21 protein-coding genes and 1 riboswitch are annotated in these 20740 nt (G+C 74.5%); of the genes, 13 read left to right on the forward strand and 8 right to left on the reverse strand.

What is annotated here, in order from left to right:
- Positions 1-107 precede the first annotated feature (107 nt).
- Complete coding sequence (locus J4E96_RS16950; protein ID WP_227423224.1) at positions 108-593, forward strand: OsmC family protein; 486 nt, start codon at positions 108-110, stop codon at positions 591-593.
- The gene (locus J4E96_RS16955) at positions 590-1453 is read left to right on the forward strand and encodes a hypothetical protein (RefSeq protein ID WP_227423225.1); all 864 of its coding nucleotides are present in this window, start codon (positions 590-592) and stop codon (positions 1451-1453) included. The genes J4E96_RS16950 and J4E96_RS16955 overlap by 4 nt, the downstream gene beginning before the upstream one ends.
- Before the next feature lie 118 nt (positions 1454-1571).
- Here J4E96_RS16955 and J4E96_RS16960 read toward each other — a convergent pair whose 3' ends face one another.
- Positions 1572-2573 (reverse strand): aldo/keto reductase, encoded by a 1002-nt coding sequence (locus tag J4E96_RS16960; RefSeq protein WP_227423226.1) that lies wholly within the window; start codon positions 2571-2573, stop codon positions 1572-1574.
- Positions 2574-2632: 59 nt separating this feature from the next.
- On the opposite strand from J4E96_RS16960, the gene J4E96_RS16965 reads away from it, so the two are divergent.
- The 4 genes from J4E96_RS16965 (at position 2633) to J4E96_RS16980 (ending at position 5994) form a co-directional block, all read left to right on the forward strand.
- Entirely contained in the window at positions 2633-3187 is a 555-nt protein-coding gene (locus J4E96_RS16965) for an SRPBCC family protein (protein ID WP_227423227.1), read from the forward strand.
- 192 nt (positions 3188-3379) lie between these two features.
- Complete coding sequence (gene ddaH, locus J4E96_RS16970) at positions 3380-4231, forward strand: dimethylargininase (RefSeq protein ID WP_227423228.1); 852 nt, start codon at positions 3380-3382, stop codon at positions 4229-4231.
- A gap of 8 nt (positions 4232-4239) precedes the next feature.
- The gene (gene rocD / locus J4E96_RS16975; RefSeq protein WP_227425811.1) at positions 4240-5451 is read left to right on the forward strand and encodes an ornithine--oxo-acid transaminase; all 1212 of its coding nucleotides are present in this window, start codon (positions 4240-4242) and stop codon (positions 5449-5451) included.
- A gap of 51 nt (positions 5452-5502) precedes the next feature.
- A complete protein-coding gene (locus J4E96_RS16980; protein WP_227423229.1) occupies positions 5503-5994 on the forward strand; it encodes an Lrp/AsnC family transcriptional regulator in 492 nt (163 codons plus the stop codon).
- A 54-nt stretch (positions 5995-6048) separates the two neighbouring features.
- Here J4E96_RS16980 and J4E96_RS16985 read toward each other — a convergent pair whose 3' ends face one another.
- The 4 genes from J4E96_RS16985 to J4E96_RS17000 form a co-directional block, all read right to left on the reverse strand.
- On the reverse strand, positions 6049-7017 hold the full coding sequence (locus tag J4E96_RS16985) for a universal stress protein (RefSeq protein WP_227423230.1): 969 nt from the start codon (positions 7015-7017) through the stop codon (positions 6049-6051).
- Positions 7018-7153: 136 nt separating this feature from the next.
- A complete protein-coding gene (locus J4E96_RS16990; protein ID WP_227425812.1) occupies positions 7154-7660 on the reverse strand; it encodes an HNH endonuclease in 507 nt (168 codons plus the stop codon).
- A 173-nt stretch (positions 7661-7833) separates the two neighbouring features.
- Positions 7834-8622, reverse strand: coding sequence for a C40 family peptidase (locus tag J4E96_RS16995; protein ID WP_406620469.1), 789 nt, complete (start codon positions 8620-8622; stop codon positions 7834-7836).
- An 8-nt stretch (positions 8623-8630) separates the two neighbouring features.
- A riboswitch (cyclic di-AMP (ydaO/yuaA leader) is annotated at positions 8631-8831 on the reverse strand.
- Positions 8832-8962: 131 nt separating this feature from the next.
- Complete coding sequence (locus J4E96_RS17000; RefSeq protein ID WP_227423232.1) at positions 8963-9661, reverse strand: metal-dependent transcriptional regulator; 699 nt, start codon at positions 9659-9661, stop codon at positions 8963-8965.
- A gap of 98 nt (positions 9662-9759) precedes the next feature.
- On the opposite strand from J4E96_RS17000, the gene serC reads away from it, so the two are divergent.
- Positions 9760-10920 carry a phosphoserine transaminase gene (gene serC, locus J4E96_RS17005; protein ID WP_227423233.1) on the forward strand — a complete coding sequence of 387 codons (1161 nt, stop codon included), beginning with the start codon at positions 9760-9762 and terminating at the stop codon, positions 10918-10920.
- Positions 10913-12175, forward strand: a complete 1263-nt coding sequence (locus tag J4E96_RS17010; RefSeq protein WP_227423234.1) for an MFS transporter — start codon at positions 10913-10915, stop codon at positions 12173-12175. Before serC ends, J4E96_RS17010 begins: the two co-directional genes overlap by 8 nt.
- Before the next feature lie 228 nt (positions 12176-12403).
- Here J4E96_RS17010 and J4E96_RS17015 read toward each other — a convergent pair whose 3' ends face one another.
- Positions 12404-12988: a hypothetical protein gene (locus tag J4E96_RS17015; protein ID WP_227423235.1), complete on the reverse strand. Its 585-nt coding sequence runs from the start codon at positions 12986-12988 to the stop codon at positions 12404-12406.
- 100 nt (positions 12989-13088) lie between these two features.
- The gene (locus J4E96_RS17020) at positions 13089-14924 is read right to left on the reverse strand and encodes a DUF4012 domain-containing protein (protein ID WP_227423236.1); all 1836 of its coding nucleotides are present in this window, start codon (positions 14922-14924) and stop codon (positions 13089-13091) included.
- A gap of 210 nt (positions 14925-15134) precedes the next feature.
- Between J4E96_RS17020 and J4E96_RS17025 the strand changes: the two genes are divergently transcribed.
- The 5 genes from J4E96_RS17025 to J4E96_RS17045 all read left to right on the forward strand — a co-directional run bounded on the left by J4E96_RS17025 (position 15135) and on the right by J4E96_RS17045 (position 19417).
- On the forward strand, positions 15135-15608 hold the full coding sequence (locus tag J4E96_RS17025; RefSeq protein ID WP_227423237.1) for an Hsp20/alpha crystallin family protein: 474 nt from the start codon (positions 15135-15137) through the stop codon (positions 15606-15608).
- Between the two features lie 117 nt (positions 15609-15725).
- Positions 15726-16268: a GNAT family N-acetyltransferase gene (locus J4E96_RS17030; RefSeq protein WP_227423238.1), complete on the forward strand. Its 543-nt coding sequence runs from the start codon at positions 15726-15728 to the stop codon at positions 16266-16268.
- 115 nt (positions 16269-16383) lie between these two features.
- Positions 16384-16764 (forward strand): SHOCT domain-containing protein, encoded by a 381-nt coding sequence (locus J4E96_RS17035; protein ID WP_227423239.1) that lies wholly within the window; start codon positions 16384-16386, stop codon positions 16762-16764.
- Between the two features lie 6 nt (positions 16765-16770).
- Positions 16771-18843, forward strand: a complete 2073-nt coding sequence (locus J4E96_RS17040; RefSeq protein WP_227423240.1) for a PI-PLC domain-containing protein — start codon at positions 16771-16773, stop codon at positions 18841-18843.
- A 52-nt stretch (positions 18844-18895) separates the two neighbouring features.
- Positions 18896-19417 (forward strand): glutathione peroxidase, encoded by a 522-nt coding sequence (locus J4E96_RS17045; protein ID WP_319637699.1) that lies wholly within the window; start codon positions 18896-18898, stop codon positions 19415-19417.
- A 30-nt stretch (positions 19418-19447) separates the two neighbouring features.
- Here the strand turns inward: J4E96_RS17045 and J4E96_RS17050 are convergent, their stop codons facing one another.
- Positions 19448-20674 carry an Nramp family divalent metal transporter gene (locus J4E96_RS17050; RefSeq protein ID WP_227425814.1) on the reverse strand — a complete coding sequence of 409 codons (1227 nt, stop codon included), beginning with the start codon at positions 20672-20674 and terminating at the stop codon, positions 19448-19450.
- Positions 20675-20740 lie beyond the last annotated feature (66 nt).

The raw sequence follows: 20740 nt of genomic DNA on the forward strand, positions 1-20740 counted from the left end.
ATCGCCGGGTATGACCGTTATCTGACCGTGATAGGCGCGAACCGCCGATTAGATCGCACATCGCCCCCCGCGCGCCAGCCCCACGCCCACATGGCAGGATCGAGCGCATGACTGCCGAGCCGATCCCGGCGCCGATCGGCGCCCCCACCCCGACCGCCACGCGAGTCGATGCGACCCCGGAGCCGGCGCGGCTCTGGGTCGAGCGCACCGGCACGCGCACCTACGAGGGCCACAGCTCGCGCGGCGGGCACGTCCTCATCGGGCCGTCGTCCGAGCTCGGGATGTTCACTCCCGGCGAGCTCCTGAAGATCGCGCTCGCGGGGTGCAGCGGCATGACCTCCGACGCCGCGTTCGCCCGCCGGCTCGGCGACGACTACGAGGCGACGATCCACGTCGAGGGCCCCAAGCACGCGCAGGAGGACCGCTACCCGCGGATCACCGAGGAGCTGGTCGTCGACCTGTCCGGCCTCGACCCCACCGCGCGCGAGCGCCTGCTCGCCGTCGTGGAGCGCGCCATCGAGGGCCACTGCACCGTGGCCCGGACGCTGGCCGCCGGCGCCGAGGTCGAACTGACCATCGCGGGCGAGCGATGACGCCGTTCGGGCGGTCGAAGCGCCGCGAGCAGGCCGACCGCCCCCTCGAGCTGATCCCCGTCGACGACGGCCCTCGGGCCCGCGGCGAGGTCGCGGGGGTGGCGCCGGCGTCGACCGACGCGGCGTCCGGCCCGCACCGACGCACCCCGCTCATCGACGCGGCCCTCGACCGCGCCGTGACGATCCCGTCGGCGCGCATCCACGCGCACGTCGAGAGCCTGCGCCGGCGCAACCCGAACGCGTCGCCCGCGCAGATCATCACACTGCTCGAGCGCGAGTACCTGCTCGTGATCGCTGGCGCTGGCGGCGCCGTCGGTGCCGCGGCGGCCGCGCCCGCGATCGGCACCGGCGTCGCGGTCGCGCTCACGGCGAGCGACGTCGCGACGTTCTTCGCCTCGTCCTCGACGTTCTCCCTCGCTATCGCGAGCGTGCACGGGATCGAGGTCGGCGACGCCGGCCGACGCCGGGCCCTCGTCCTCGCGACGATCCTCGGGGAGTCCGGGCTCAAGGTCGCGCAGGACTCGAGCGAGCTCACCTCGGGCGCGTTTGCGCGGATGCTGCTGACCCGGATGCCGACGAGCACGATCAAGCGGGTCAACGGCATCCTCACGCGCCGCCTCATCCGCCGACAGGCCACGAAGCAGGGCGCGCTGGCGCTCGGCCGCCTCGCGCCGTTCGGCATCGGCGCCGTCATCGGCGTGACGGGCGCGCGAGCGCTCGGCAAGACGGTCATCAGCGGCGCCCAGCGCGCTTTCGGCCCACCGCCCGATCACTTCCCGCAGCGCGTCGAGGTCATCGAGACCGGTGCCGCGCCGCGGCTGGTCCCGGTCATCGACAGTCCGCAAGATCCGCAACGGTGAGAAGGCCCGTTGCCGGTGAGGTAGTCCATCCGCGGTGAGTTCGTCCCGCACGAGGGACTACCTCACCGCAGATGGACTACCTCACCGCACGCTTCCCAACTCCGCGGGGGCAGCTCACCTACCAGCGGGTTTGGACGTGGGTGCGGATGGTGTCGTCGTAGATCGCGCGCAGCGCGTCGAGCTGCGCGGCGTCGAGCGGCGCGAGGTCGGCGGCGGCCGCGTTGCCGCGGGCCTGCGCCGGGTTGCGGGCGCCCGGGATCACGGCGCTGACGCCGTCCTGGTCGAGCAGCCAGCGCAGGGCGAGCTGCGCCGTCGTCGCCCCGGCGGGGGTGAGCGCCGCGACGCGCTGGGCGGCCTCGACGCCGACGTCGTACGGCACGCCCGCGAACGTCTCGCCGACGTCGAAGGCCTCGCCGTGGCGGTTGTACGAGCGGTGGTCCGTCGGCGCGAACACGGTCGACGCGTCGTACTTGCCCGACAGCAGCCCGCTGGCCAGCGGCACGCGCGCGATGATGCCCACGCCGGCCGCGATCGCCGCCGGCAGCACCTGCTCGAGCGGCTTGCGCCGGAAGATGTTGAACACCAGCTGGACGCTGGCGACGTTCGGCCGCGCGATCGCCGTGAGCGCCTCCGCGGCGGTCTCGACCGAGACGCCGTAGTTCGCGACCCGGCCCTCCGCGACGAGCGTGTCGAGCGCGTCGTAGGTCGCGTCGAGCGAGAAGACCTCGGTCGGGGGGCAGTGCAGCTGGACGAGGTCGAGGCGGTCGACCCCGAGGTTCGCCCGGGACCGGTCGGTCCAGGCGCGGAACGCGTCGAGCGTGTAGGCGCCGGCCACGTGCGGGTCGGCCCGGCGCCCCATCTTGGTCGCGACCGTGAGAGTGCCACCCGCACCCGCACCCCCGGCGCGCCCCGCGAGGAACTGGCCGATCAGCCGCTCGCTGCGGCCGTCGCCGTACACGTCCGCGGTGTCGAGGAACGTCACGCCGGAGTCGACGGCCCCCGCGAGCACCTCGAGAGCCTCGTCCTCGCCGACGTCGCCCCAGTCCGCGCCGAGCTGCCAGCAGCCCAACCCGATCACGCTGACCTTGCGTCCAGTCCGTCCCAGCACCCGCGTTTCCATGCTGGCGACGTTACCGTGGTGTGGACATCGGTACCGCCCCGACGAAGGGATCCGTCGCTGTGGCCCGTCCCCGCAAGCCCGACAAGCCCGAACCGTCCGGCCCGCCCGACCCGTCCGGCCCCCCGCTCGCGCACGCCGACCCGCCGCGCGGCGTCGTCGAGGTGTCCCGGACGCTGCCCCTGCCCGCGCGCGAGGCCTGGACCCTGCTCGCCGACCCGCGACACCACGCGCGCTGGATCCCCCTGACGCGCGTGCTCGTGCGCGGCCTGCCGCTCGCGGCCGGCACCCTCGTCACCGCCACGTCGGGCCCGCTCGTGCGGCTCGGCGCGCCCGGGCTGCCCGACCGCATGCGCATCGACCGCTTCGATCCGCCGACGGCGTCGGCCGCCGGGGTCGCGGCGTTCACCAAGCTTGGCCCCGTGCTGCGCGGCACCGCCGAGGTGCGGGTCGCGCCGCTCGACGACCACTCGGCGCGCGCGACGTGGGTCGAGGACGTCTACCTCGCCGGGCCGCTGCCGGCGAGCCTCACCCGCCGCCTCCTGTCCCCCGCCCTGGCCGCCATGGTGCGCCTCGCGCTCTGGCGCGCCGGACGGGAGGTCGCCCGCGCGGCCTGAGCAACCCGTGCGCAACGAATCACCGCCCAGGCCCCTGTGAGCGCAACGAATCGCGGCACCAGGCGCAACGTCGCGACGCAGGTCGCGGCCAGAGATCCACCTACCCTGAGACCGTACCGACCCGACGATGACGTGCGGGAAATCCGCAGCACCGTTCTGGGTCCTCCTGGGCCCGCGAGCAAGGGAGACACCATGCCGGTCGCCACGACGCGTCAGAGCCCGATCTTCACCCCCCGGCGCTACCTCATGTGCGAGCCCGAGCACTACACGGTGAGCTACGAGATCAACCCGTGGATGGACGTCACCCGGCACACCGACCGCGACCTCGCCGTCGCGCAGTGGCGCGTGCTGCGCGAGACGTACCTGGCCCTGGGCCACACGGTCGAGACGATCGACCCGATCCCCGGCCTGCCCGACATGGTCTACGCGGCGAACGGCGCGACCGTCGTCGACGGCGTCGTGTACTCCGCGAAGTTCACCTACGCCGAGCGCCGAGCCGAGGGCCCCGCCTACCAGAAGTGGTTCGCCGACCGCGGGTTCCTCACCCACACCGCCGCCGCCACCAACGAGGGCGAGGGTGACCTGCTCGCCGTCGGCGACCTGATCCTCGCCGGCACCGGCTTCCGGACCGACCGCGCCGCGCACGCCGAGGCGCAGGAGCTGTTCGGCCGCCCGGTGATCTCGCTCGACCTCGTCGACCCGCGCTTCTACCACCTCGACACGGCGCTCGCGGTGCTCTCGAGCGACCCGGCCGCGCCGCTGGTCGCGTACTACCCGCCGGCCTTCTCGGCTGGCTCGCGCGGCGTGCTGGAGCGCCTGTTCCCGGACGCGATCATCGCGACCGAGGCCGACGCCGTCGCACTCGGCCTGAACGCCGTGAGCGACGGCCTCAACGTCGTGGTCGCGCCCGCCGCGGTTGACCTCGCCGCGGCCCTGCGCGAGCGCGGGTTCCAGCCCCTGCCCGTCGACACCAGCGAGCTGCTCAAGGGCGGCGGCGGCGCGAAGTGCTGCACGCTCGAGGTCCGGACGGCGGCCGCCTCGTGACGGCGGCGATCGTCGCGGGCGCCGCGGGCGCAGCCGCCGGCGTGGGCGCCCCCGGCCCCCTGGCGCACAACTACCACCCGCTGCCGATCACGCTCACGTCGGGCGAGGGCGCCTGGGTGCGCGACGCCGACGGCACGGCCTACCTCGACCTGCTCGCGGGCTACTCGGCGCTCAACTTCGGGCATCGCCACCCGGGCCTGACCGCCGCCGCGCACGCCCAGCTGGACCGGCTCACGCTGACGTCCCGCGCGTTCGACCACGACCTGCTCGGGACCTTCGCCGCGAAGCTCACCGCCCTCACGGGCACCGAGATGATGCTCCCGATGAACACGGGCGCCGAGGCCGTCGAGACCGCGATCAAGACCGCGCGCAAGTGGGGCTACGAGGTCAAGGGCGTGCCCGCCGACCGCGCGACGATCATCGTCGCGGACGGCAACTTCCACGGCCGCACGACCACGATCATCTCGTTCTCGACCGACGACGACGCGCGGCGCGGCTTCGGGCCGTACACGCCGGGCTTCGTCGTGGTCCCGTTCGGCGACGCCGCCGCGCTGGCCGCCGCGATCGACGAGACGACCGTCGCGGTGCTGCTCGAGCCCATCCAGGGCGAGTCCGGCGTCGTCGTGCCGCCGGCCGGGTACCTCGCCGCGGTGCGCGCGGCGTGCGACGCCGCGGGCGTGCTGCTCATCGCGGACGAGATCCAGTCCGGCCTCGGCCGCACGGGCACGACGCTCGCGTGCGAGCTCTCGGGCGTGCGGCCCGACCTGATCCTGCTCGGCAAGGCGCTCGGCGGGGGCATCCTGCCCGTGTCCGCCGTCGTCGGCCGCGCCGACGTGCTCGGCGTGCTGACCCCCGGCACGCACGGGTCGACGTTCGGCGGCAACCCGCTCGCCTGCGCGGTCGGCATCGCCGTCGTCGACCTGCTCGCCACGGGCGAGTACCAGGCCCGCGCGCGCGAGCTCGGCGCGCACCTCGGCGCCCGGCTGGACGCGCTCGTGGCGGACGGCTCGCTCGCGGCGCGCCGCGGCGTCGGCCTGTGGGCCGGGCTCGACCTCGACCCCGCGCGCGGCACGGGGCGCGAGCTGTGCGAACGGCTGCTCGCGCGCCGCGTGCTCGCGAAGGACACGCACGGCTCGACGATCCGGCTCGCGCCGCCGCTGATGATCGGCGCGGACGACCTCGACTGGGCCCTCGACCAGCTCACGGCCGCCCTGGGCTGACCGGCGCCGGACCGCCGCGGCACCGGGCGCGCGGTGGGCCATCATGGGCCCATGCAGACGCACCGCTCGGGGCCGGCCGCCGGATCGCTCGACCCGCTCGACGAGGCGATCGTGCACGAGCTCGCGCTGGACGCACGGGCCAGCTACGCCGACATCGGCGCGGTCGTGTCGCTCTCGGCGCCGGCGGTCAAGCGCCGCGTCGACCGGCTGCTCGAGCGCGGCGTCGTGCGCGGGTTCACGGTCCGGCTCGACCCCGCCGCGCTGGGCTGGGAGACCGAGGCCTACGTCGAGCTGTTCTGCTCCGGCTCGACCAGCCCGAGCACGATGCGCGCCGCGGTCGAGCGCCACCCCGAGGTCATCGCGGCGAGCACGGTGACCGGCGACGTCGACCTGTGGCTGCACGTGCGGGCCAAGGACATGCGCCACCTCGAGCGCGTGGTGGAGCGGCTCAACGCCGAGCCGTTCGTGGCGCGCACGCGCTCGACGATCGTGCTGTCGGCGCTCGTGCGCCGCGCCGACGTCCAGGGGCCGCCGCAAAGCTGACCGACCCCGCGCTGACCGACCCCGTGCTGACCGGCCCGGCGCTGACCGGCCCCGTCAGGTCGGGTATAGGTCGCCGATCCCGGTGACCCGGCCCTGGTGCTCCGTCGGGCCGTCCTCGCTGCGCGAGGTCACGACCATGACCGGGCAGGCCGCGTGGTGCAGCACCGCCTGGCTCGTCGAGCCCATGAGCAGCCCGGCGAACCCGCCGCGCCCCCGGGACCCGACCACGACGAGGTCCGTCGCCGTCGAGAACTCGGTCAGCAGCGCGGCGCCCGTGCCGTCGAGCACGTGCCGCTTGACCTCGACCCCCGGGTGGTCCACCAGCGCGCGCTCGACGACGACGGCCAGGCCCTCGGCGACGTCGGCCAGCACGGCCTCGTGATCGACGGCGGCTGGCAGCCACGCGAGCGCGCTCCCGCCGGAGCCGAGCGGGACGCCCGCGACGGCCGTCAGCTCGGCGCCCCAGGCCTTCGCCTCGCGGATGGCCCGGCGCAGCGCGACGTCCGACGCCGGTGAGCCGTCGACGCCGACGACGATCCGGCGCACCGGCCGCGACGGGGTCACCTCGAGGTCGCCCTCGCCGGTCTGGGCGCGCATCGGGACCACGACTGTCGGGCAGAACGCGTGCGCCGGCAGCGCGGACGAGACCGTGCCGAGCAGCCGGTCGGCGAACCCGCCGCGTCCGCGCGTGCCGACGACGGCCAGCCGGGCCTTGCGGGACATCTCGACGAGCACCCCCGCGGCGTCGCCGGTCGCCACGGACGCCGTCGCCCGCACCCCCAGCACGTCGGCGCGGGCCCGCGCCTCGGCGAGCACCGCGCGCGCACCCTCTTGGATCGCGGTGTCGTCGAGCGCGGCGTACCCGCCGTCGAGCGAGGCGGCCGTGAACGAGGGAAGGGCGTAAGAGCAGACGAGCTGGAGGGAGTACCCGAGCGTGATCGCCTCGGCCGCCGCCCAGTCCAGGGCGTGCAGGCTCGCGGCCGAACCGTCGACCCCGACCAGCACCACGTCGTCGCGAGCCATCGCTTACCTCCTGCTGTCGGGGGATCCACGCGGGTCCCCGGTCCTTCGAACCTACCCGACCGCGACCGGATAACCGACCATGTCTTTACCTGTACAAGTGCCTACCTTGCACCTGGCCGGGCCTGGGCGTGGCGCGTCAGGCGACGAGGTACGCCGACCAGGACGGGTCAGTCCGGGTGGTCGTGACCAGCAGCGCCGCGGCCCCTCGCGGCACCCCCGGCGTGAACGGCAGCTCCCAGCCGAGCTCGCTGAGCAGCCGGTCCGCCTTGCGATGGTTGCACCGCGCGCAGGCGGCGACGACGTTGCCCCATTCGTGCCGGCCGCCGCGCGAGCGTGGCTGCACGTGGTCGACGGTGTCCGCGAGCGAGCCGCAGTACGCACAGCGATGCTCGTCCCGCTGGAGCACGGTGCGCCGCGTGGGCGGCACGGTCCGGCGGTGCGGCACGTGCACGTACCGCACGAGGCACATGACGAGCGGCACGGGGACCGCGGCGCGCTCGGAGCGCAGCACGCGGCCGTCGGTCTCCAGCACGGTCGCCTTGCCGGAGAGCGCGAGGACCACCGCGCGGTGCACGGTGACCACGCACAGGGGTTCGAGGCTCGCGTTGAGCAGCAGCGTCCGTTGGGGTGGCGCCGCGGGCATCAGCACGGTGATCTCCAGGACCGGTTGTGGACCCGTCTGGCTGACCGGGCCCCGCGTAGGGGAGGTACGAGCGCGCTAAGCCTAACCGCCCGGTCCAGCGCATACGTCGACAGCCCCGGTGCGCTGGGCGCGCACCGGGGCTGTCAACTACGTGAACTGCGGGTTCGAGCTGGTCAGCCGACCCGGATGAACGTCGGGTCGCTCTGCCAGATCGCCCGGAACTGGACCGATCCGCCCGGCTTGGGCGAGTCTACCTGCGAGTTGCCGCCGGCGTAGATGGCGATGTGGCCGGGGCTGTAGATCAGATCGCCGGGCTGGGCGTCGGCGCGCGAGACGACGGTGCCGGCGTCGCGCTGGCCGCCCGAGGTCCGCGGGAGCGTGATGCCGAGCTGCGCGTACACGTAGGACGTGAAGCCGGAGCAGTCGAAGCCGTCGGGGGTCGTGCCGCCCGAGCGGTAGGGCACGCCGACGTAGCGCGCGGCGACCTCGAGGACGGCGTTGCCAGCGACCGACTGCGGGACGTCGGAGGAGGCGACGACCTCGACCTCGGCTGCGGCCTCGGTGTCGGCCGTCGCGGGGATGGCCGTGCGCGCGGCCGAGCGGGACGCGGCGACCGGCTTGACGACGGGCGGCGGCGGCGGGTCGGCGACCGCGGTCACGGCCGGTACGTCGAAGCCCCAGGTCGCGTCGGCGGCGACGGTGACGACGGGCGCGGTCGCGAGGACGGCGCGGGCCGACGCGGTCAGGCCCGAGGTGTCGACAGACGGCAGCGCGGCCGACGCGTGGGAGGTCGCGGGAGCGGCACTCGCAGGGGCGCCGAAGGTCGACACGACCAGTCCGGCGGCTGCGGCGACGACGGCGGACCGACGGCCCACCACGGCGATCGAGCCGGTGGCCGCGAGGGCCAGATCATTGAACGGGGTGACGGGTCGGCGCGCTGAACGATGCCGAGCAATGCTCACGGTCACGTGTTGCCTCTCCAAAACGCCTACGGGGTCAGCTGTCGGGTTCGGATGGGAGATACACCCGGCCGGTTGGGCGTCGGATCCGACGACCGCCCGGCTTAACCCCAAGGTCACCGTCACCGGTGACCGCAAACGTGGGTCCCCCGCCCCTGCCGGCGAGCTCGTACGGAACCTCTTGCGGCGGCAGGATTCAGCGTTCCGCGCGAGGTCTCCAGGGGCCAGATTTTCCCGAGGAGCAGGTTGACCGTACCCGACGGCTCCCGCGATTGTCACGTTCCGGTCACGGCCGATGTCGGGATTCACCCGATCGCCGTTGCCCCGTCGCGGCGGGGCGTTCTCAGGTCGCGACGACGAAGATGTGGCGCACGATGTCGTCCGGCAGATCCAGGACCAGGTCAGCGCCCTCCCGGCCGATCGCGAGCCCGCCCGGGACCCGCTCGATCACGACCTGGGCGCCCGGCGTCACCCCCGCGCCGGCGAGCCGAACGAGCAGCTCGGGGTCGATCTGCAGCGGCTCCCCGAGGCGCGCGACGACCGCACGGCGCTGCTCGCCGTTGCTCGGCGCGACCGTGGCCAGCGGCACGACCCCGGTGAGGAAGGCCTCCTGCGGCCGGGTCTCGCCCAGCTCGTCGAGGCCGGGGATCGGGTTGCCGTAGGGCGAGTGGTGCGGGTGGTCGAGCAGGTTGAGCAGGCGCCGCTCGACGCGGTCGCTCATCACGTGCTCCCAGCGGCACGCCTCGTCATGGACGAACTCCCAGTCCAGGCCGATCACGTCGGTGAGCAGCCGCTCCGCGAGGCGGTGCTTGCGCATGACTCGCATCGCCTTGAGCTGCCCCGCCTCGGTGAGCTCGAGGTGCCGATCGCCGCTGACGACGACGAGACCGTCGCGCTCCATCCGCGCCACGGTCTGCGACACGGTCGGGCCGGAGTGGCCCAGCCGCTCGGCGATCCGGGCGCGGAGCGGCACGATCCCTTCCTCGGTCAGTTCGTACACGGTCTTCAGGTACATCTCGGTCGTGTCGATCAGGTCGCTCACGGCTGCAGCCTCCAGGTCGTCCTCGCGCGCTGCTGACAGGCTAGTTGGTGTCGGCCGACGGCGCGGGGCGTCCCGCGCCGCAGCGTTAGGCTCGCGCGGTGCCCAAGTCCATCAAGCCCACACCGCTCGTCGCGGTTCCCGAGATCGTGATCCCCGCCGGGCTGCTGCCCGCGGACGGCCGGTTCGGCTCCGGCCCGAGCAAGGTGCGGCCCGAGCAGGTCGCCGCGCTCGCGGCCGTGGGCGGGTCTCTCCTGGGCACCTCGCACCGCCAGCTGCCCGTCCGCCAGCTCGTCGGGCGCATCCGCGCCGACCTCGCGACGCTGTTCACGCTGCCCGACGGCTACGAGGTCGTGCTCGGCAACGGCGGCTCGACGATGTTCTGGGACGTTGCGACGCTGTGCCTGATCCGCGACCGCGCCCAGCACGCCGGGTTCGGCGAGTTCGGCGCGAAGTTCGCGGCGGCGACGTCGCGGGCCCCGTTCCTGGCCGAGCCGACCCTGCGCTCCGCCGAGCCGGGCGGCCTCGCGCTGCCGGAGTTCGAGGACGGCACCGACGTCTATGCGTGGCCGCAGAACGAGACGAGCACGGGCGTCATGGCGCCCGTGCGGCGCGTGCCGGGCTCCCGCGCGCAGGACGCCTTGATGGTCGTGGACGCGACGTCCGCCGCGGGCGGCATGCCCGTCGACGTCGCGCAGACCGACGCCTACTACTTCGCGCCGCAGAAGAGCTTCGCGTCCGACGGCGGCTTGTGGCTCGCGCTGCTGTCGCCCGAGGCCATCGAGCGCTCGGCCGAGCTCGAGTCGAGCGGCCGCTGGGTGCCGCAGTCCCTGTCCCTGCGCGCGGCGATCACCAACTCGCGCCAGAACCAGACGCTGAACACGCCCGCGATCGCGACGCTCGTGCTGCTCGCCGAGCAGCTGACCTGGCTGCTGGCGAACGGCGGGCTGCCCTGGGCCGCGGCGCGCACGGCGGCGTCGTCCGAGCACCTGTACACCTGGGCGCAGGAGCGCGACTGGGCGAACCCCTTCGTGCTCGACCCGGCGGCGCGCTCGACCGTCGTGGGCACGATCGACCTCGCGACCGCCGTCGACGCCGCGCGCGTCGCGGCCGTGCTGCGCGCCAACGGCGTCGTCGACGTCGAGCCGTACCGCAAGCTCGGGCGCAACCAGCTCCGGGTCGCGATGTTCCCCGCGGTCGACCCCGCCGACGTGCAGGCGCTCACGGCCTGCATCGACCACGTCGTCGATCGCCTTGGCTGAGACCGGCGTCCCCCCGACGGGGCTCGTGCCCCTGCGCCTGAGCCGCGACCGGCTCACGATCGCGCTGTACTCGAACTTCGTGATGTGGGGCTGGTTCCTCTACAGCTTCACCCCGAGCGTGCCGCTGATCACGGCGGAGCAGGGGATCACCAAGGCGCAGGCCGGGCTGCACGGCACGGCGATGGCGATCGGCACGGTCCTGTCGGCGCTCGTGAGCGCTCGCCTCGTGGACCGGCTCGGCCGCCGGGGCGTGCTGCTCGCGGCGAGCGGGGTGCTCGCGGCCGGGGTCGTCATGCTGGTCTCGGGCGGCACGCTCGCCTGGTCCCTGCCGGGCGCCCTCGTCACGGCGATCGGCGGCACGCTCGTGCTGTCGGCCGCGCAGCCCGCGCTCGCGGTGCACCACGGCGAGGCGTCGGCGGCCGCGATGACCGAGGCGAACGGGGTGGGGTCGGCCTTCGGGCTCCTCGCGCCGCTCGCGGTGGGCGCGAGCGTCGCGGTCGGCTGGGGCTGGCGCCCCGCCGTCGCGGTCACGATCGCGCTCAGCGCGCTCGCCGCCTGGCTCGTCGGGTCGCTGCCGGCGCGCGGCGCGCTCGGCACCTCGCGCGCGCCGGACGAGGCGGCCGCGGAGGTCGATGCGTCGGAGGCGGTTGCCGGTCCCACGGCGGCGGCCGCCGGCACGCGCACAGCGCCGGGATTCTCGCCCGCGTTCCGCTACTTCTGGTGGGCCCTGATCGCCGCCGTCGCGGTCGAGAACGCGACCACGTTCTGGGCCGCCGACCTGCTCGTGACCCGCACCGGGGCGGGGCCCGGGATCGCCACGGGCGCGCTCGCCGGCCTCATCGCCGGCATGTCGGCCGCACGCTTCATCGTCGGCCCGCTCTCGCTGCGCAAAGCCCCCGAGAAGCTGCTGCTCGTGGCGTTCGCCGTCGCCGCGGCCGGCTGGTGGATCCTGTGGGCGGCGACGACGCCGACGCTCGCCCTCGCCGGGCTCGTCATCGCCGGGTTCGGGTACGGCGCGCAGTACCCGCTGTCGATCGCGCTCGTGCTCCGGGCCTCCCGCGGCCGCCCCGACCGGGCCCAGGCCCGCGCGACGCTGGGCTCCGGCATCGCGATCGGCATCGCCCCGTTCCTGCTCGGCGCCCTCGCCGACCAGTTCGGCACGCACGACGCGTTCGTGCTCGTCCCCGTGCTGCTCGCCGTCGGCGCCGGCGCGGTCGCCCTCGGCCTGCGCAGCGTGCACCGCACCGGCGCCTAGCCGGAGCGAGTCCGGGCGTTCGACTCCAGCCGCGCGGGTGTGGGCAATCGGCTCCCAGCCGCTCGGGTGTGGACAATCTGCGGGTCCCGAGCCGGGCAGACCAGCAGATCGCCCACACGAGCGCCCTAGCGAGCAGATCGCCCACACTCGACAGGCGGCTGGACATGCCGCGAGCGCCGGCGTCCCGAGGGACTCCGGCGCTCGCGGCGCGTGCGGTGGGGGTGGGAGCTACTGCTCGGAACCCTCGCCCGCGGCGCGCAGGCGGGCGGCCCGGACCACGAGCAGCGCGATCCCGACCAGGAGCAGGCCGCCGCCGGTGACGGCGAACGGAAGGACCTCGGCGCCTGTGGCCGAGAGCACGCGGTTCGAGGAGGTCGGGTCCGACACGTTGAGCACGCCGCTCGCGTTGCACGTCGCGCTCGCCGCGGTCGGGTCGACCCGGACGGTGGCGGTCGCGCCGCCGGCGGCGACCTGGATGTCCATGGCGACCTTCGGGACCGACGACGGCCACGCGACGCTGCCGGAGAGCGGCCGACCCGTCACGCTGGCCGTGGGTCCGGCCGGGTTGACCCACGTCAGGTCGACGGTCGCGGCGTCGTCCGGCTCGGTGGTGACCGCGTAGGTCAGCGTGATGACGTTGTTCAGGCACGCCGCCTTGGCCTGGGTCACCGTGACCGCGCAGACGCCGCTGCCCGCGTAGCCGGGGGTCGGCTGCTGGCACTCGGTGGTCGCAGCAGAGGCAGGCAACCCGGCCACGAAAATGGAGAGTGCGCCGAGCAGCAGAGCCGCCAGCGTTCGGCCGAGGTGTCGCATGGTGGGCTCCTTGTTGGACTTACGACTCAAACCAGACATAACGTAAGAAGAGAATACGCATAGGTCACGCGCGGAACCACCAGCAAGCGGGTGAACATTGTCATCCGCACGTGGCGGTCAGCGCACCGCCGCTGGTCAGCGTGGGCGTCAGCCACACCGGCACGGTGGCGGCCGCGGCCGCCGTGCGCACCTCGAAGCGGTAGGTCACGCTCTCCCCCGGCGCAAGACGCGAGGTCAGGACCTGGACCTGCCGGCCGCCCTCGCTCACGAGCCGCCCGCCGATGACCCCGTCAGCCACCCGGATCGAGCCGAGCGTCCCGCCGACGGGCGCGTAGGCCGTCAGGTTGGTCGCGATCGACCCGCGGGCCAGGTCCGTGCCGCTGTAGCCGGTGACGTAGCTCGGGTAGGAGGCGATGTCCGCCGGAGGTGCGTAGGCGAGGTCGAGCCGGATCGTCGCCGCCGTCGACGCCGCCGCGCACTGCACATCCTCGACGGTCGCCGTCGTCGTCAGGTAGTAGCCGAGCTTCCCGCCGGTCTGGTCGTCGAGGAAGATGCCGGCGGCGTCGTCGGCCCCGCCGGACAGGAAGCCGCCCCCGACCGCGGTCTCGACGAGCGACGACTGCTCCTCGGGGTGCGCCGACCAGATCCGGATCCGGTGCTCGCCGCCCGCGCGCACGAGCTCGCGCACGAGCGTGGCCGCGTCGCCCTGACCCGAGCCGACCGCGTCGACGATCGCCGCGGCGACGCCGGTGTAGAAGGTGTCCGCGTCGAGCGGATCCGGGTACCGCAGGTAGGAGGCCTGCAGCAGCTCGGCGAGCACGTTGCCGGCATCGAGCGCGCGGCCGCCCGGCTCGACGACCGGGCCGGTCGCCGCGAGCAGCCCGGCCGCCACGACCGGGTCCGTCGCGATCACGCCGTCGACCTCCCCGCCGCCGGTGGTTCGCCAGAACTGCGTCACGAGCGCCGCCGTGCGGGGGAAGTCCGGGGTGGCGGAGGTGTTCTGCACGAACCGGCCGAGGCGGTCCGTGTGCACCGCGACCTCGTCCGCGGTCAGCGGCAGCACCGGCTCGGCGAGCTCGGGGAAGTCGACCGTCGAGCGCTGCCCGACGAGCGTGATCGCGCCGCCGTCGACGCGGAGCTCGGCGACGGCGCCGACGATGCCGCCGGCGCTGCGCAGCTCGGCGCTGTTGAGGGACAGCAGGAGGTAGGTCCGGGGGGCGTCGGCGCCGAGCATCGGCGGCAGCAGCGCGGTCGCCCGCGCGGCGCCGACGAGCTGGCCGCTCACGCCGGTGAGCCGCTCCTGGACCTGGCCCACGGGGCCGGCGAGCTGCTCGACGAGGTCGCCGGTGTCGATCGCCGCGACGGACTCGGCGGCGCCGGTGGCGACCGTCGCGGCGCCCGCGAGCGCCGGAGCCGCCGCGGCGAGCGGGGCGAGGTCGAGCCGCCCGTCCGCCGCGCGCAGGGACTGCAGGTTCGCGACGCCCGCGAGCTGATCGACGACCGGTCCCGTGGCGAGCACGATGTCGTCGAGCGCGGCCGAGACCGTCGCGACGGCCCCGAAGTTCGCGCCGACGACCGGCAGGTAGCTCGCGGCGCGCCAGACCGGATCGGCCGTGGCGGCGTGCGCCGTCGCCGCATCGTCCTCCAGTCCCGGCAGGCGGCCCACGACCGCCGCCGTGTCCGACCCGGCCAGGTCGTCCTGCATCTGGCCGATCGTCGACTCGGCGCCGCGCAGCGCGACCGCGGCCTGCACCCCGCGATAGGCCAACCAGGCGGCGGCAAGCACGAGCACGAGCAGCACGGTGAACGCGCCGAGGACCCAACGCCCGCGCCGTCGCCGGCGCGCACGCGGCGCACCCTCGGCGCCGGCAGGGGTCACGCCGGCCTGGGCGCTGGCCGGCGGCTGCGCCGGGTCCGGCCGCTCGAGTTCAGTCACCGGATGATCGTCACATACGGGGCAGCCCGGGCCCGCCCGGGCCGGCCGGGATTCACCCGCCCGCACGGGTCCCACGACAGCGAAAAACCACTGGCACTCGCGTCGCGAGAGTGCTAAAAAGGAGAGGTAGCCACCCGGGACGGTGCCTGCCGGACCGGGAGCACAACAGGCTCCGGACCGGCCGGAGCCCGCACACAGGAGGTGAGGAGAGTGGCTACCCGATTCGACCCATTCCAGGAGATGGACCGCCTGATGGGGCAGGTGTTCGGTTCCGCGAAGGCCGCCGTGACGATGCCGATGGACCTGTACCGGTCCGGCGACCACTACGTGCTCCAGATCGACCTGCCCGGGGCCGACCCCGGCAGCATCGACGTCAACGTCGAGGATCGGACGCTCACCGTTCGGGCCCAGCGAAGCGTCGTCAACGAGCAGGACGTCCAGTGGCTGGCCCAGGAGCGTCCGAGCGGCACGTACGCGCGCCAGCTGACGGTCAGCCGCGGCCTCGCGCTCGAGAAGATGAACGCGACCTACGCCGATGGCGTGCTCACGTTGAGCATCCCCGTCGCCGAGGAGGCCAAGCCCCGCAAGATCGAGATCCACGGCGCCGGCGCCGCGCCGTCCGCCACCCAGATCGGCCAGCCGCAGGGGGCCGGGGCGGCGCCCGCCACGGACTCGGGCATGTGAGGCCCGCGCGGCCGCCGACGACGGCATAGCCTGAGACCGCCGAGTCGTCGCCCCATCCGCCCGCGGATGGGGCGACTCCGGCGTCGTGGTCCGCCGTGCCGCTTCCCGAGGAGCCCGATGTCCGAGTCCACCACGCCCGCCAACCCCGCCGTCCCGGCCAGGCCCGCCAACCCCGCGCCGCGCCTCGAACGAACGACCTGGGACGACCCGCGTGCCGTCGCGCTGCGCTCGGCCATGGACGTCGAGATCGAGACCCGCTACGCGCCGAGGATGGCGGGCGCGAGCGCCGAGGAGATCGCCGCCGTCGACCGGGTCCTGACGGTCGATCCGCGCGACATCCGTGCGACCGTGCTCGCCAGCGACCCGGACGGCACGCCGATCGCGCACGCCGCGCTCCGCGACCTGGACGGCGAGTGGGAGGTCAAGCGCGTCGTCGTCGCCGCAGATCGGCGCGGCCTCGGCCTCGGCCGAGCCCTGATGGCGGAGCTCGAGGCGATCGCCCGCGCGGGCGGCGCCCGCCGCCTCATCCTGCAGACCGGCGACCGGCAGCCGGAGGCGGTCGTGCTCTACGAGCGCATCGGCTACACGCCGATCCCGATCTACGAGCCGTACGTCACGGCGATCCCGTTCTCGCTCTGCTTCGAGAAGCTGCTCGCCTGACGGGCGCGAGCCCTAGCGGCCAATGTCGCGCGTGTGCCAGGCTCGCGAGACGGGCCGCGCGGGCCGGACATCCGTTCCGGCGCACCCGCATGCGGCCGCTGGCGAAAGGCCCGTCATGTCCTTCCTCGATGTCGTCTGGTTCATCGTCATCTCGTTCGCGTTCGTCGCCTACCTCATGGTGATGCTCTCGATCGTCGCCGACATCTTCCGGGACAACGGGATGGGCGGCTTGGCCAAGGCACTCTGGGTCGTCGCGCTGATCTTCCTGCCGTTCCTCACCGCGATCGTCTACCTGATCTCGCACGGCGACGGGATGGCCGAGCGCAAGTCACGCGAGCTCGACGCCATCCGCACCGCGCAGGAGTCGTACATCCGGGAGGTCTCCGGCGCCACCGCGTCGCCGGTCGACCAGCTCGCCAAGGCCAAGGCCCTGCTCGACGCCGGGGCCTTGAGCCCGGCGGAGTTCGAGGCGCTCAAGGCCAAGGTCCTGGTCTAGGGCGGCGTGCCCGCTCCGGCCCCGCTGCACGCCCACGCGCGCCGTCGGGCCGCCGCCGCGCTGCTCGCACTCGCCGCGGTGCTCGTCGCGCTGGCCGGGGTCGCGGGCCTGATCAACCGGCAGGTGCTCGACGAAGCCGCGTTCGTCGCGAACGTCGAGAGCCTGCGCCAGGACCCGGCGGTCGCCCAGGCCGCCGGCGAGCGGGTGGCCGACGCCGCCATCGAGCGTCGCCCGAACCTGGTCGCCGTGCGCCCGCTAGTCGCCGACCTCTCCGCTCGCGTCGTCGCGAGCGACGCCGCGGCGCCGCTGTTCAAGCTCGCCGCCCGGCAGGCGCACGCCGCCCTGACGACCCCCGGCTCCGCGCAGGTCGCGCTGCGCCTGGCCGACGCCGGCGCCGTCGTGACGACGGCACTGCGCACGATCTCGCCCGAGGCCGCGGCGGCCATCCCGGCCGACCTGCCGGTCACCCTGGCGTCCATCGGCGGGCAGGGCGGCGCGCTCGACGTCGGGCTCGGGTTCGCCCGGGCCGCTGGCACGCTCGCGTGGCTGCTCCCGCTCGCGGCCGGCGTCGCGCTCGTGCTCGGCGCGGCGCTGCACCCGAGCCGGCGGCGCGGCCTGCTCGACGCGGCGATCGCCGTTCTCGTCGGCGGCGCACTGCTGCTCGGGGCGGCGGTCGCGACCTCGATCTGGTCCGCCCGGGCGGACCCGGCGACGCTCGGCGGGGCGACCGCCGCGGCACTGTGGGCCGGCGTCGGCGGCCAGCTCGTGCGAGCCGCCGCCCTGACGCTGCTGCTCGGGGGGCTGCTCGCCGCCGCGACCACGATCGCCGGCGCCGGCTGGCCGTCGTGGCGGCCGCGGTCGCCGCGCGGCGCCGCGGCGCGCGGGGTGGGCGCCGGCGCGGTCGGGATCGCGCTGATCGGCTGGCCCGAGTTGGCGGTGCGGACGCTCGCGACCCTCGCCGGCGTCGCGGCGGTGCTCTACGCGGTGCGCACGCTGGCCCGGGCCGTCGCCCGGGCCCGGCCGCGGTCCGTCGTCCCGGTCGCGCTGCTGCTCACGGCGGCCGCCGTCGTCGGCGCGCTGCTCGCCCTCGGCGCGCGCCCCGCCGGGCCGCCCGCCGCAGGCCCCGACGCGGCGGCGACGCCCGCGCCGGTCGGCTGCAACGGGCACGCCAAGCTCTGCGACCGACGCTACGACGAGGTCGCGTTCGCCGGGGCTCACAACGCGATGTCGGCGCTCGACGAGGGCTTCTACCTCGCGGAGCAGCCGACGGGCCTGGCCGGGCAGCTCGACCTCGGCGTCCGCGTCCTGCTCATCGACACCTGGTACGGCATCCCGCTCACCGGCGGCGCCGTCAGCACCGACCCTTCGCAGTTCGCCGACGCCGCCGCCCGGGCGCGCGACGCGTTCGGGCCCGACGTCGCGGCGTCGGCAGAGCGGATCGTGGCCCGGGTGCAGGCGACCGGCGGCCAGCCGACCGGCCCCGCCGCGCCGTACCTGTGCCACTCGTTCTGCGAGCTCGGCGCGACGGAGCTGGTGCCGGCGCTGCGCGACGTCGCCGACTGGATGCAGCGCCACCCGAGGGAGGTGGTGACGCTGTTCATCCAGGACGTCGTCACCCCGGCGGACACGGCCGCCGCCCTGGCCGACGCCGGGCTCGCAGCCGCGGTCTACGTGCCCGCCAGCGCGGGCTCGCCGTGGCCGACGCTCGGCGCGATGCTCGACAGCGGCGAGCGCCTCGTCGTGCTGATGGAGAACCGCGCCGGCGGCGCCGAGTTCCCGGGGCTGCTCCCGGGCTTCGAGTACGCGCAGGACACGCCGTACGCCTACGAGTCGACCGCGGCGTTCGACTGCGCGCCCAACCGCGGCCCGGCCGACGCGCCGCTGCTGCTCGTCAACCATTGGCTGAGCGGGTTCACGCGGCTGTACACGGACGCGCAGGCGGCGAACGCGTACGACGTGCTGACCGCCCGCGTGCGCGAGTGCGTCGCGGTGCGCGGGCGGCCGCCCTCCTTCCTCGCGGTGAACTGGGCGGACGTCGGCGACCTCTCCCGCGTCGTCGACGAGACGAACGGCCTCTAGCTCGGCGGCTGGCGCGGGACTATTCGCGCTGAGTGCGACGTTATTGCTGGTCGTGACCGACAACAGCACAGCAGCCAGCGAGCCCGGGCTCGACGACATCCCCCTGCGCACGATCGACGGGCAGGACACGAGCCTCGCGGCCTACGCCGGCCAGGTGAAGCTGATCGTCAACGTCGCCTCCCGGTGCGGCCTCGCGCCGCAGTACGCGACGCTCGAGGAGCTGCAGAAGACGTACGGCGACCGCGGCTTCACGGTGCTGGGATTCCCGAGCAACCAGTTCCTGCAGGAGCTCGGTAGCGAGGACGCCATCAAGGAGTTCTGCTCGCTCACGTACGGCGTGACCTTCCCGATGTTCGAGAAGGTCAAGGTCAACGGCCGCTCGCAGCACCCGCTCTACGCCGAGCTCAAGAAGGCGCGCGACGCGAACGGCAAGGCGGGCCGCGTCCTGTGGAACTTCGAGAAGTTCCTGGTCACCCCCGCAGGCGAGGTGCACCGGTTCCGGCCGACCACGGTGCCGGACGCGCCCGAGATCCTCGAGCTCATCGAAGCCTCGCTCGCGACCCCGGGCGCCTGATCCGCGCCGGTTGACCGGTGCGGGTGCCGGTCAGATCCCGGCGACCGTCAGGCCGATCAGCACGAGGTTGAGCGACGCGACGACCACGACGATCGCCGTCATGCCCCAGCGCATCGGCGCGCGGTTGGCGTCGGCCCCCATCAGCGCGCGGTCGCTCGTCAGGCGCAGCAGCGGCACGAGCGCGAACGGGATGCCGAAGCTGAGCACGACTTGGCTGATCACGAGCGCCCACGTCGGGTCCACCCCGAGCCCGAGCAGCACGAGGGTGGGGATCATCGTGATGAGCCGGCGCAGCAGCAGCGGCACCTGACGGTGCAGCAGGCCCTGCATGATGGTCGCGCCCGCGTAGCAGCCCACGGACGTCGAGGCCAGGCCCGACGCGAGCAGCCCGATCGCGAACACGAGCCCGATGGTCGGCCCGAGCGAGTCAACGACGGCGGCGTGGGCCCCCTCGATCGTGTCCGTCCCGGGCACCCCGCGCAGGCTCTCGGCGGCGAGCACGAGCATCGCGATGTTGACGACACCCGCGACCGCGAGGGCGCCGACGACGTCGAGCCGGGTCGCGCGCAGCAGCCGCGCCTTCCCGGAGCCGCGCCGGGCGCGCTCGGCGCTGAACCGGTCGCGCACGAGCGCCGAGTGCACGTAGATCGCGTGCGGCATGACCGTCGCCCCGAGCATGCTCGTCGCGAGCAGCACGCTGTCCGGCCCGGCGAACCGCGGCACGAGCCCCGCCGCGACGTCGCCCGGAGCCGGCGGGTTCACGACGACGCCGGCGACGAACCCGATCGCAATGATGGCCAGCAGCCCGATGATCACCGACTCGAACGGCCGCTGGCCGAAGCGGTTCTGCACCGCGAGCATCAGCATCGACACGGTCCCGACGATCGCGCCGCCGAGCAGCAGGGGCGTGCCGAAGAGCAGGTTGAGGGCGATCGCCCCGCCGATGATCTCCGCGAGGTCGGTGGACGCCGCGACGACCTCGGCCTGGCCCCAGAACGCGATCCGCGCCGGCCGGCGCAGCCGCTCCCCCACGAGCTCCGGCAGGGTGCGCCCGGTCACCAGGCCCAGCTTCGCGGACTGGTACTGCACGACGACGGCCATGGTGTTGGCCATCACGAGCACCCACACCAGGAGGAAGCCGTACCGCGAGCCGGCGGTGATGTTCGCCGCGACGTTGCCGGGGTCGACGTACGCGATCGCGGCGACGAACGCCGGCCCGAGCAGCGGCAGGATCCGCCGGCCGCGCGCGCCGTGGATGGTGGTCGCGCCGAGGTCGCTCTCGTCCGCGCGTGCGTCCGGGCCGGTGACTCCGGCCGCGCCCGT

Origin of the sequence: Pengzhenrongella sicca (assembly GCF_017569225.1) — a bacterium.
Taxonomy (GTDB): Bacteria; Actinomycetota; Actinomycetes; order Actinomycetales; family Cellulomonadaceae; genus Pengzhenrongella; species Pengzhenrongella sicca.